This is a genomic window from Parasphingorhabdus sp. NYA22 (assembly GCF_976973735.1).
This window is the reverse complement of the sequence record NZ_OZ333477.1, coordinates 2,107,406-2,120,384: the sequence shown is the minus strand read 5'-3', so window position 1 is coordinate 2,120,384 and position 12,979 is coordinate 2,107,406. Positions and strand designations below refer to the sequence as shown.

Genomic DNA, 12,979 nt, shown 5'->3' with positions numbered 1-12,979 from the left:
TTCAACATGCGTGAAGCAGTCATCGTATCCTATGCCCGCACCGGACTTGCCAAAGCTGGTCGCGGCGGATTCAATATCACGCCGCCAATGACAATGGCTGCTCATGCCATCAAACATGCCGTCGCCAAGTCGGGTGTTGAAAGTGATTATGTCGATGATTGCATGTTCGGTAATGTAGCCCATGCTGCTCCCAATATCGGACGCAATGCGGCGCTTCTTGCCGGCCTTCCAAAGACAACGGCCGGCGCTACGGTCAATCGTTTCTGTTCGTCGGGCATGCAGGCCATTGCGATAGCTGCAAACCATATTCGTGGTGACGGTGCAGATTGCGTTGTCGCGGGCGGTGTCGAGAGCATTTCTATGCAAGGGCCCCGCGCTCCGGAAGGCAGCATCGACGAAGAAATCCTGAAAATTGCGCCCGCAATCTTCATGCCGATGATCGAGACCGCTGATATTGTCGCGGAGCGTTACAATATCAGTCGCGAATATCAGGATGAATATTCCCTGCAATCGCAACAGCGGATGGCGAAGGCTCAAGAAGCAGGGCTGTTTGCTGACGAAATCGTGCCGATGCACACCAAGATGAAAGTCGTTGACCGCGAAACCAAGGAAGAAACCATCGTCGACTATACAGTCGACCGGGATGAGTGCAATCGACCGACAACAACGCTGGATGGCCTTGCCAGCTTGAAGCCGATCATGGGCGAAGACAAATTTATAACGGCGGGGAATGCCAGCCAATTGTCCGATGGAGCGGCAGCGCTCGTGCTGATGGAGGCCAAGGAAGCGGAACGCCGCGGATTGAAGCCACTGGGTCGCTTTGTATCGTGGGCCGTTGCCGGATGCGAGCCGGATGAAATGGGAATCGGCCCGGTTTTTGCCGTTCCCAAACTGCTCGAACGCCAGGGTCTGACCGTCGACGATATCGACATCTGGGAACTGAACGAAGCTTTTGCCAGCCAGTGTCTTTATAGTCGTGATCGTTTGGGCATTGATCCAGAGAAATACAACGTCAATGGCGGTTCCATCTCTATCGGCCATCCCTTCGGTATGACCGGTGCGCGCTGTGCCGGGCATCTGTTGCAGGAAGGCCGCCGTCGCGGCGCGAAATGGGGCGTGGTCACCATGTGCATCGGCGGCGGCCAGGGCGGTGCCGGACTTTTTGAAATATATTCCTGAGCCTTCAGTCCAGTCAGAATAGAATCAATCTAAAGGAGTAGGGTCAGTTTTGGATCAACTCACAGACGAACACGTCAAGCGCCGGTTGGCCGACGCTTTGGCCCATCGCTCCTCCGTACCTGCCGAGAAGCTAGTTGCCGGATTGCTCCGTACTTTTAGCCTCCAAGCGGATGGTGATGGTGAGTTCATATATCCCGCGCTCAGTTCAACCGCGCGCGAACGGATTTTCGGTGGCCAGGTCATTGCCCAGGCGATTGTGGCCGCCGATCGCACCGTTGATGACGAGAAGAATATCCATTCGCTCCATTCCTATTTTCTGCGGGCGGGGGATGAGACAAAGCCGCTGCATTTCCGGGTTCACCGCGATTTTGACGGACGCAACATCTCTAATCGCAGGGTCGTTGTCCGGCAGAATGACAAGGTCATCTTCAACTTGACGGCCTCTTTTCAAAAGCCAGCAGAGGGGCTTCATCATCAGGTGGATATGCCCGATGTTTTGCCACCCGAGCAATGTATGAGCGCAATGGAACAGATTGCCCGCAACCCGCAGGTTTCGGACGAGCATATCGAGCGGATGAGCATGCCGCGGCCGTTTGACGTCCGCAGCTTTCGTCCGGAAGGGAAGACCAAACACGCACATCAATATCAATGGCTCAAGACCGTCGCACCACTGCCGGATGATCCGCTTACCCATAGAGCGGCTTTGGCTTTCGCCTCTGATATGGGATTGCTCTCGACATCCATGATTCCGCATGGATTGCACTGGACAACGCCCGGATTGTTCTCGACCAGCCTTGACCACGCTATGTGGTTCCATGATGATTTCCGCATGGATCAATGGATCTGCTATGTGATGGATAGCGATTGGACCGGCCATGCGCGCGGTCTCAATCGCGGGTCGCTCTATACGCAGGACGGCATATTGGTCGCTTCCGCGGTGCAAGAGGGAATGATCCGCCTTGCACCGAAAAGCGATTGAGCGTCAGAACAGCCCCTTCAGATCCTTCTTCAATATTTTGCCGTTGGCGTTGCGCGGCAGGCCTTCATCGCGGAACAATATTTTTACCGGTACTTTGAAGCTCGCCAGCCGCTCGCGCACCCATTGCTGTAGCTCGGCTTCGCTGGCTGTTTTTCCTGGCACGAGCTGGACAATGGCAGCCGGTTCTTCGCCCAGCGTCTTGTGATCTATACCGATCAACGCTGCATCCATCACGGCCGGATGGTCATAGAGGACATTCTCGACCTCGGATGAATAGATATTCTCGCCGCCGCGGATGATCATGTCTTTTGCGCGGTCGACAATATAGCAGAAGCCCTCGTCATCAAGTCGCGCCAGATCACCGGTACGGACCCAACCATCGACGAACGTTTCGGCGGTTGCCTCCGGACGCTTCCAATAGCCTTTCGAGACCATCGGTCCACGCGCCCAAAGTTCGCCAACTTCGCCGATTGGCATTTCGCTGCTGCCATCGTCGCCCATGATTTTCAGGTCGGCGGCGGCCACCGGCGGTCCACAGCTGGTCGGCCGATTGAGATAATCCTCGGCGCTATGGCCCGTCACCGTCGCCATGGTTTCGGTCATGCCCCAGCCGTTGCCGGGTAGAGCACCAAAAACTTCATATATTTTCCGGGCCAGTTCGGGTGCCGACGGCGCCCCGCCATAGCTGATCGAATCGATCGAACTCAGGTCATATTGTTCGCGGTCGGGATGTTCGATCAATTGCCATGCAATAAACGGCACACCGCCGGTTGCATTGACCTTTTCCCGCTCGATAATTTCCATCGCCTTGACCGTGTCCCACTTGTGCAGGAAGATCATCTTGTGGCCGCCATGTACAGTCGGCATCATGGTTGCAGAACAGGCAGTGCAATGGAACATCGGTATCACCGTCAGGCCAACCCGGACGGTCGGTTCGGGCATTTCATTGCCCCTGCGCAAAGCTGCGACCGCTCCACTATAACCGGCAGAAACAGCGTTGGTCGTCAGGTTGCGATGACTGCCGAGAGCGCCCTTGGGTTGCCCGGTCGTGCCACTGGTATAAAAAATTGTCGCGGCATCGTCCGGTGCAATGTCGACCGCGGGCAGATCCTGATCCGGCAAATCGCCATAGTCATGGGGTCGGCCGATAATGTCTTCTAGCGGACGTGCCGGCGCTGCCAGTGCCCCCTGGCTACGCGCTACGATGACATGTTTGAGCTCTGGCAACTCTGCCATATGCGGAGAAATCCGATCCCATCTTTCAGCATCGCATAATAATATACTCGACTCAGAATTCTCCAGACCGAAAACCAGTTCCTGATCGGTCCACCAAGCGTTGAGCGGTACGGCAATGGCTCCGATCGATGTCACGGCGAAGAAAATCACCGGCCATTCGGGCAAGTTACGCATGGCGAGCGACACCCGGTCACCCCTGGATACGCCCATTTTCTGAAGTTCTGCCGCAAGAGCAGCGACAGCGCGATACCAGTTGGCATAGGTGACGCGCTCGTCTTCAAATATCAGAAATTCGCTGTCGCCATGACCGCGAGCATGTTCCGCCAGAGCCGCGAGGCTGGGGTGGGCATTTTTCCAGACCCGGGTCGCGACCCCGTCGATGTCGACCATTTCCATTTCAAATGGCTGGCCGGGGGCACATAATAAGGCTTCTACTTCATCACGCGACCGCAGCGGCCATCCATTGCTGGGCGTCCACTTTTCCAGTGGATCTATTGCTTGAGTTGCCAATTTATTCTCTCCTATTCGATATCCGTAGACCTACCCGTTGAATTTTTCGCCTTTGCTGGCCTTGTTCCGCAGCATATCGGCGACCGGCAGATTGTGTTTTTCCAGTCCGGCAACGACTTTGTCGAGACCGACGGTATCGGCCCAGAACATCGGCCCGCCAGTATAAAGCGGCCAGCCGTAGCCGTTAATCCAGACGACATCGATATCGCTGGCCCTTTGTGCCATGCCTTCTTCGAGGATTTTGGCGCCTTCATTGACCATCGGATAGAGCAGCCGCTCGCGGATTTCGTCCTTCGAAATTTCGCGCTGCTGCTTGCCGGCTTTGGCGGCGAATTCGGCGATGATCTGTTTGACTTCATCAGAGGGCGTCCGTTGACGCGCCTGATCATAGTCGTAAAATCCCTTGCCGACTTTTTGTCCCCAGCGGCCGACGGCGCACAAGGCGTCGCGCATGGATTCGATGCGCGACGGATCGCGATGCCATCCAATATCTATGCCGGCCAGATCGGACATCTGGAACGGTCCCATCGGGAATCCGAATTCCAGCAGGACATCGTCGACTTCCCAGTAATTCGCGCCTTCCATGAGCAACGCATTGGCCTGTTCCTGACGCGGGCTGAGCATCCGGTTGCCGATGAAGCCGGGGCAGACACCCGAGACTGCGGCGACCTTGCCTATTTTCTTCGACAGCTTCATCGCCGTCATCAGCACATCGTCAGCGGTCTTTTCACCGCGTACAATTTCCAGCAATTTCATCACATTGGCGGGCGAGAAAAAGTGCAGACCGAGCACGTACTCGGGGCGCTTTGTTGCCGCTGCAATCTCGTCAATATTCAGGTAGCTGGTGTTGCTGGCAAGGATCGCGCCCTGTTTCACAATACTATCAAGCTTGGTGAACACTTCCTTTTTAACGTCCATATTCTCGAACACCGCCTCGATCACCAGATCGCAATCGGCGAGATCGTCATAAGACAGGCTGGGGGTCAATATGCCCATCGCATCCTCGACCTGTTGCTCGGTCATGCGACCGCGCTTGGCGCTATTCTCGTAATTTTTGCGGATCACGCCGACGCCGCGATGCAGCGTTTCCTCTTTCAGCTCGACGATGGTCACCGGAATGCCGGCGGACAGAAAGTTCATGCCGATGCCGCCACCCATGGTGCCGGCGCCCAAAATCCCGACCTTCTTGATAGGGATCAGATCGATTTTGGGATCAATCCCGTCAATCTTGTTGGCCGCGCGTTCGGCAAAGAAATAATGCTGCATCGCAGCCGCTTGGGTACCGGTCATGAGCTTTGTGAACAGCTCGCGTTCTTTTGCCACGCCGTCGGCATAAGAAAGTTCGCCCGCGGCTTTGACCGCCTGGATCCCCGCTTCCGGTGCATCAAAGCCACGAATCTTGCGACCACTTTGCTGCCGGAATTCATCGAATATAGCCGGGTTCTTGATGCCGTCTTCGTTGGCTGTGCCTTCGGAAGAGCGCGGAGGCGCCTTGCCAATCTGCTCGCGCGCAAAGGCTATCGCGTCGTCGGCCAGACTGTCTTCGCCGACGATCTTGTCGATCAGTCCGATGGCATGCGCTTTTTTAGCGGAGATCGGGTTGCCGATCACGACCATCGGAAGCGCTGCCTCTGCGCCAACCACCCGCGGCAGACGCTGGGTTCCGGCGGCACCCGGGATCAGGCCCAGTTTGACTTCCGGCAAACCGATTTTCGCTGACGGGACCGCAACCCGATAGTGACAGGCCAATGCTACCTCGCATCCACCGCCAAGAGCGGTGCCGTGGATCGCCGCAATAACCGGCTTGTCACTGACCTCCAACCGGTCAAGGGCTTCACCCAGATTGGGTCCCTGCATCGGTTTGCCAAATTCGGTAATATCGGCGCCGGCAAAAAACGTCCGTCCATCACAGCGGATAACCACAGCTTCAATTTCATCGTCAGACAAAGCCTCTTCAATACCATCGACCAGTCCTTGGCGAACGGCGGCGCCAAGCGCATTGACCGGAGGATTGTCGGATATGATGACCAGAATATTATTCTGTTTTTCGGTGGTAACTACAGACATTTTTCTCTCCTCAAAGATTATGCCTAGATGAAGAACAGATGCGATGCGGCATGTCAATTGCGCGATTAAATTGAACCAGCTCTCCGGGCATCGTTGATCAATTACCATTCATGCCGGAAACATGCTTTGTCGCGCTATCCCCAGATTATATTTGGTGATAGTTCGCTTCCGGAAACCGGTGCAGCTCCCCAGGAATTCGTCATCGGGGACGTACCAGTGACATGAAATGCAATTTCTCGAAGTTCGGCATAGCTGAAGCCATGCCTGTTTGCTGCGATTGCATTATATGAATATGACGATGATCCGCAGATTGTTATTCAATGGCATCTTGTCGAGAGCAACGGCAGACCGACAGAACTTGTCAGACCATCACGACGAGCGGACCGAATATGTTGCTTGTTAATCCAGAACATTCTGGGCGCTCAACAGGCGATATTCCGACATCAGGCCTTTGAACAGGCTGTAGCAGCACACCAGCAACACCACTGTGAATGGCAGGCCGCTCGCTATCGTCCCGGCCTGCAGCGTTCCCAGTGCCGCAGCACCACCGCCGACCAGCAATGCCGCTGCGACCAGGCCTTGTAATACTGCCCAGAAAATACGCTGTGCAACAGGTGCATCGGTTCGGCCGCCTGCCGTTATCGCATCAATCACTAGTGAACCGGAATCGGACGAGGTGACAAAAAATACGATTAACAGGACGATGGCCAAGGAAGATGCGATATAGGGGAACGGCATATTCTCCAGCATCTGGAACAGCACCAGCGGCACTTCGCTTATCCCGGCAGGCAATTGACCAACGCCTTCCTTGACCTGCTCTATGGCCGTCACGCCAAATGTTGTGAACCAGATGATCGCGACGATCACCGGTACAATCAATACGACGGTCAGAAATTGCCGGATGGTACGACCTTTGGAAATGCGGGCGATAAACATGCCGACAAATGGCGACCAGCTTATCCACCACGCCCAGTAAAATATCGTCCAGCCATGATACCAGATTTTGTCGTCGCGGTCGTTCCAGTCACTCAATGGAATCGCATATTCAGCATAGCTGACGACAGCCGTTCCAAAGCCTTTGAATATCTGCAGCGTAGGTCCGGCCACAAAAACAAATGCGAGCAGCAATGCAGCCAGAACCATATTGATATTGCTCAACAACTTTATCCCGCCGTCCATACCACGGATCACCGAAATGATAGCCAGTCCCGAAATGACGACGATCAGTAATAGCTGCGACGTCAGGCTCGCTTCGACCCCGAACAGAAAGGAGATTCCGGTCGCCGCCTGTTGCGCGCCAAAGCCCAATGATGTTGCCAGACCGAACAGCGTCGCGATCACGGCCAGAATGTCGATAAGATGCCCGGGCCAACCCCAGATACGGTCACCCAATATCGGATAGAAAGCCGAGCGTATGGTTAGCGGCAGGCCTTTGTTGAAGGAGAAAAAAGCAAGCGCCAGACCGATCACGGCATAGACCGCCCAGGGGGTAAGCCCCCAGTGGAACACGGTCGCGCCAAGCGCCAGACGTTCGGCCTCCGGCGTCAGGGCTTCGACATTGAGCGGCGTTCCGCCCCAATCCGTATAATAAGCCATTGGTTCGGCTGCGCCGTAGAATAGCATGCCTATACCGACGCCGGCAGAGAACAGCATGGCGATCCAGGAGGCCATGCCAAATTCTGGCTTGGCGTCCACGCCGCCCAGACGGATTTTACCCAATGGTGAAATTGCGACAGCAAGGCAGAAAAACAACACGAAGTTCGTGGCAATGACAAAGAACCAGTCAAAATATTGCAGCGTCCAGGCCTTGGTCGCCTCTAGCCCGTCTTGCGAGATATGCGGGAATATCAATGACAGGAGCACAAATGCGATAATCAGGATGGCGCTTATAAAAAACACCGGATTGTGCATTTCCAGACCGAATGTATTTACATTGTCCTGTCCCGCTTCATAATCGGTCTCATAATCAATATCGACAACGTCCGCCGCTGCTGTTTCCGTTCCGCTCACTGTCGAGGCTCCAATATTGTTTTTCCCAACGCATCTTTCAGCGGTTGCAAATGTGATTGATAGTGACGCCACAGATCGACGCTCGCTTTGGTGATCGGCTGGCGCACCTGCTCCGAACTGGCGGTACGAACAGCGCGTTCTGTCTGGTGAAAATCGATGCAGGCCTGCTCGAAGGGCAAGCCCAGATAATCGAGCATACGGTGCACCTGCCCGTCGAGATCATCGAGCACCTCTTCATGCTGTACCCGCAGGACAGCGCTGGGCAACACGCTGTCCCAATGTTCCATCAGCTGCACATAGTCCCGATAATATTGGCCGATTTCCTGCAATCCATAGGTGAACTCCTGCCCTTCCGCGAACAGTTGCTTGAAGCCGGAAAAACAGCAGGCCATTGGCTCCCGCCGTGCATCGATAATTTTGGCATTGGGCAAAATGAGTTTGATCAAACCAATATGGCGAAAATTATTGGGCATTTTATCGATGAAGAACGGTGCGCCCTTACGGTGGATCCGTGTGCTATCGATATATTCCTGCCCCATTGCCCGCAACTGAAGAGCCTCGAGATCATGTAGGTTCTCAGGATAAAGCGAGTCATTGCTCGCCTGCTTTGTCCGCCGCAACCGATGCGCGAGTGACAATATATTTGGCAATTCCAGCGTGCCATCAATCTGGCTATGCGATGCCAATATCTGTTCCAGCAAGGTCGAGCCTGCGCGCGGTAGCCCGAGAATGAAAATCGGATCCGGAGCATCGCACCCGTTACCAGCCTGCTTTTCAAACAGCGCCGCCGTACATGCCGTTATCTGACTATCGAGTTCCCCGGTCATCTGATCGGCATCGTAGCGTGACTGCACGCGTTTCAACTGGTTGCCCCGATCATAATTGGCGAAAGACCTGTCATAATCCTTGCGGTCTTCATAGGCCTTGCCGAGCGCGAAACAGATATGGATGCGGTTTTGATAACTCAACCGGTTGCCTTGTTCCTGTGCCTCCATCTGACGCAATTCTTCGTCACTGAAGCTATAGGTTTTGAGGTTCGCCAGACCGTAATAGGCATCGCCATGGCCAGGGTCTGATACGATAGCGTTTTGATAGGACAGGACTGCTTCTTCATGGCGACCAAAGGTTTTCAGTGCGTGACCGCGAGAGGTCAGCGTTACCGGATCATCCGGCAGCCGCTGCAAGACTTTTTCGAATAATTGCAGCGCCTGTTCATAGTCTCCGGTCTGCATGGACTCGATGGCGTAGAGCGATTGGAAAACCGGATTATCTGGTTCCCGCTGATATAGGAATTCGCTTTGCTTCAAAGCCTCTGCAAATTTCTGGCGCTTTCGAAGAGTTTGAATATAATCAATCCGCACCTGAATATTGTCCGGTTCGAATTCCAGCGCGCTCTCCAGCAGAAAATCAGCATCTTCCAATATACCCAACCGCGAACCGATATCGGCCAGCAATCGCATGGCTTCGACATCGTGAGGATTGGTTTGCAGAAAATGCCGACAGGCTGTTTCCGCCTTGATCAGTTTTCCCTCATATAAGAGGTGCGCTATCGCCACCAATGGCTTGGGCATATTGGCAATGCGCTGTTCCTGCCCGCGCATTTCCCTAGCAGCTTCACGGCGTCCCCAGCCCTCCAGTATCTCTGCTTGTGCTTTCCAACTCGCTTGCAAGACGGGATTGCATTGGCAGGCACGGCGATAGGCGATCATTGCGCTTTCGAAATCGCTCTTGGCCTTGAAAATATGGCCCTCTTCCTGATGGGCCCGGCCGAAATCCGGAGACAGGGCCTTCAGCAGGTCAACGCTCGCTAGGGCGGCGTCAGCATGTCCCAGATAGCGTTCGCAAGCCGCCTTCGTATAAAGTGCGTCGATACTCTCTGCATCGTTGCGCAAAGCAGTCTTCGCCAAACGCAGCGCAGCCTCGAACCGCCCCTCATACATTTGAGCGCGTGCCAGTTTCAGCTGTTCTTCGATATCAGGACCAGTTTCAGACATCTATTCTCGGCTTGCAGTCCTTAATAGCAGGGGAAGCTCTCCAATCGGAAAGCCTCCCCCGGCGTTTACACATCTTAATAGGCGAAGGAAACGCGTGCGCCCACGGTTAGCGGACGATTAACCGTTATCCGCGCACGATCATAAACGAAACTACCGCTGATCTCGGCCCGTTCGTCGGTCAGATTCTCACCGAAGATTTCGAATGACCAGCTCTTGTCCGTCACACCGGCCGTAAGTCCGAAGGTTGTCCAACTGTCCAACGTGATCCGGTTGATCTCGATAATGTCGGTAGCCGAAGATGCCGAATATGTAATCTGCGGCTGTATATGCGCTGTCCAGTCACCGAAAGCCTCCCATTCGTAGCGAGCACGGATATTGCCTTGGAAACTCGGCGCATAAGCGAGACTGCGTCCTTCAATCACATCGTTGGTTGGCGTCAGAACGTCGGTAATCTCCGTATCCAATATGGAGAAAGCCGCACTAATCGTCAGACCGTCGATAGAATAAGGTGCGATCGTAATATCCGCCTCGATACCCCGGATCTCCGCATTCGCCGCATTGTCCGAAAAGAACAAATTGGTGATGCTGGTGTCAAAGATCGTCGTCTGCAAATTCTGCACGTCGACAAAGAAGGCGCTGCCGTTGAAACGCAGCTGATTGTCAAAGAGTGAGGTCTTCCAGCCGATTTCATAATTGGTCACATCATCGGTTTCGAGCGCAAACGGGACGGTAAAGCCACCCGGACTTTGCGCGCCGCCCGGCCGGTTCAGCAAGCCTGGACGGAACCCTTCGGAATAAGTTGCATAGAACAGCAAATCATCCGTCGGCGTCCATGTCAGATTGGCTTTGAAGATAAAGCCGTCTGTTGCCGCCTTGTCGGGAGCGCTCAGCGAGTTGAACACTTGCTGTGCCTGCGCCTGGCTCAACCCGGCAGCCTGGATTTCGGCGACTGTTTGACCCTGTGTAAACGTCTGGCGGAGGGCATCATTACAACTGCCGATGAAGGTAAAGCTGCCATCACCATCATAGAGGTCGCTGATATTGGTGCCAAAAGCATTTTCATCAACGCCGCTGGAATTACAGAAAGACGAATTCGCGCTACCTTCCAGATCAACTTCTACGTCATAATAGCGCGCACCGAGGGTGATCGCGAACTGATCCGAAATATCATATGTCGCTTCACCAAACAAACCGAACTGCTTGTCGGTTCGACGCACGTCATTACGGAAAATGACGCCTGCCGGATAAGCGCCGCTATCGGTGTTAAAGACATCGGGCTGCGAAAAGTTGGCCGGAAAAGAGCCGCCGAACAGATCAATCGCAGTGCTGCCGGGATAAGTGAAGTCGTTGCGCTCCGACAGTTCCAGATCGCTATAAAACGCGCCAGCGGTCAAGCGCAGCGGATAGTCTGCCGGTGTGTTGAAACGCAGTTCATGCGTCATCACTTCGGTCTCTGTGCGCGAATTTACTAGCAAATTCGGCGCCTGACACGTTCCTGTAGGAGCGCCGCCTGGATAGGAAACCGAACCGTCGCAGATATAATATGGCAGATATTGGCCAACGAACAGATAGTCCGTATAATCCACCCGCTGTGTTGTTTCGCGCTTGGTATAAGCACCGGTGTAAACCAGTTCCAGTGCGCCAATCCGGCCTTCGAGCGTCCAGCTTGTGTTGCTGAAATCATCCTTGATTTCATCCTGTTCAAAACGTTCGATCTGCAAATCACCGAGCGTTGGATCTTCAAAGAAAACGCCATCGGAATCCAGCCCCTGGCGGGCATGGGCAACGGTCAGGCTCCAGTCATTTGAAAATTCATATTTGCCGCCGACCCGGAAACCGAGATATTGGGTATCGTTAAAATTCTTCTCGGCCAGAGCTGAATTGTCCGCCAATATGAAATTCACACCCGACAAATCGGCGCCCGACTGCAAGCCGTCGCGAGCGGCGCTTACCGGGACGCCATTGTCACGCACCGTGCCAGCGGCACGGAAACGAGCACTGTCAGCCGTGCTGCGTGTTCCGGCTACATTGTCGATATAGCCGCCCTTGTTGTCATAATAGCCAACCGCACGGATAGCGAACCTATCAGTAACCGGGATATTGACCATGGCTTCGATGTTGTAGCTCGGATCACCGCTTTTCGTAAAAGCGAGACCAGATTTCACTTTGGCCTGGAACTGCCCGAGAACAGGCTTGTTCGTGATCAAACGCACTGTACCCGCTTGCGAACTTGCGCCGAACAAAGTGCCCTGCGGCCCAGACAATACTTCCACGCGCTCAAGATCGGCTGCGTAGACATCCAGATTACGGCCCGGCTGTGATACCGGCTGTTCGTCAAGATAAAGAGCCACATTAGGCGCAAGTCCGGCGACGCCGGCAGTGGTCAGATTTGGCGTAGTCGATGCCAGGCCACGAATATATATCGTGCTTTGGCCCGGTCCGCCGCCGCCAGCTGTTACGCCGGGCAATTGCTGAAGATAGTCGTCAAATACGGTGACGCCCAATTGATCGAGAGTTTCTTCGCCCAGGGCCTGCACGGCGATCGGGACATCCTGCAAATTGGCGCTCCGTTTTGTCGCGGTAACGACAATTTCGGTCACGCCCTTCTTCTGCTCTTCAGAGACTGCTTCTTGAGCTTGTGCTGATGCACAGCCCAGCGCCGCGATGACCGCGAGCGATGTGCTCGTTTTTAAATAGTTCAAATTAACCCTCTTGTGGTTTCAATTTTAAATTTAAGGGAAAAACACGTCCGACCGGATAACCTATCGAACCCACTGCAAAGCCGAAAAATAAAATGTCCCCTGCGACATCGGCTTTCAAATATGGGGGAGCTATAGCAGCTATTACAGTTTTGTGAACCGCAGTGTTTAATCGGTCAGTTATCACGATTAACAGGCGCTGACTGTACATAGTTTGAACAATGAACACCGGTTTTGACGATCATCAACACCTTCGTCCTGCTAATGGTCTCCCGACCGAAGCCGCAAGAGAAAGACGCTCGATC

The 12,979-nt window shown here is 54.3% G+C and carries 7 protein-coding genes; 2 read left to right on the top strand and 5 right to left on the bottom strand.

Translation table 11 applies throughout. The annotated features are described in order from the left end of the window. The first annotated feature begins 6 nt into the window (after window positions 1-6). Both ACWFTY_RS10195 and ACWFTY_RS10190 read left to right on the top strand, forming a co-directional pair. On the top strand, window positions 7-1,179 hold the full coding sequence (locus tag ACWFTY_RS10195) for a thiolase family protein (RefSeq protein WP_447524118.1): 1,173 nt from the start codon (window positions 7-9) through the stop codon (window positions 1,177-1,179). Between the two features lie 49 nt (window positions 1,180-1,228). Beyond that, window positions 1,229-2,158, top strand: a complete 930-nt coding sequence (locus ACWFTY_RS10190; protein WP_447524117.1) for an acyl-CoA thioesterase — start codon at window positions 1,229-1,231, stop codon at window positions 2,156-2,158. Between the two features lie 3 nt (window positions 2,159-2,161). Here the strand turns inward: ACWFTY_RS10190 and ACWFTY_RS10185 are convergent, their stop codons facing one another. The 5 genes from ACWFTY_RS10185 to ACWFTY_RS10165 all read right to left on the bottom strand — a co-directional run bounded on the left by ACWFTY_RS10185 (window position 2,162) and on the right by ACWFTY_RS10165 (window position 12,677). Next, window positions 2,162-3,904, bottom strand: a complete 1,743-nt coding sequence (locus ACWFTY_RS10185) for a class I adenylate-forming enzyme family protein (RefSeq protein ID WP_447524116.1) — start codon at window positions 3,902-3,904, stop codon at window positions 2,162-2,164. Between the two features lie 30 nt (window positions 3,905-3,934). After that, a complete protein-coding gene (locus tag ACWFTY_RS10180) occupies window positions 3,935-5,971 on the bottom strand; it encodes a 3-hydroxyacyl-CoA dehydrogenase NAD-binding domain-containing protein (protein WP_447524115.1) in 2,037 nt (678 codons plus the stop codon). A 399-nt stretch (window positions 5,972-6,370) separates the two neighbouring features. Further along, complete coding sequence (locus ACWFTY_RS10175) at window positions 6,371-7,981, bottom strand: BCCT family transporter (RefSeq protein WP_447524114.1); 1,611 nt, start codon at window positions 7,979-7,981, stop codon at window positions 6,371-6,373. After that, window positions 7,978-9,975, bottom strand: a complete 1,998-nt coding sequence (locus tag ACWFTY_RS10170; protein ID WP_447524113.1) for a tetratricopeptide repeat-containing sulfotransferase family protein — start codon at window positions 9,973-9,975, stop codon at window positions 7,978-7,980. Before ACWFTY_RS10170 ends, ACWFTY_RS10175 begins: the two co-directional genes overlap by 4 nt. Window positions 9,976-10,049: 74 nt before the next feature. Further along, complete coding sequence (locus ACWFTY_RS10165; protein WP_447524112.1) at window positions 10,050-12,677, bottom strand: TonB-dependent receptor; 2,628 nt, start codon at window positions 12,675-12,677, stop codon at window positions 10,050-10,052. Window positions 12,678-12,979 lie beyond the last annotated feature (302 nt).

Coding starts and splice junctions, on each gene's coding strand:
- ACWFTY_RS10195 (WP_447524118.1), top strand. CDS start 7: ATGCGTGAAGCAGTCATCGTATCCTATGCCCGCACCGGACTTGCCAAA.
- ACWFTY_RS10180 (WP_447524115.1), bottom strand. CDS start 5,971: ATGTCTGTAGTTACCACCGAAAAACAGAATAATATTCTGGTCATCATA.
- ACWFTY_RS10170 (WP_447524113.1), bottom strand. CDS start 9,975: ATGTCTGAAACTGGTCCTGATATCGAAGAACAGCTGAAACTGGCACGC.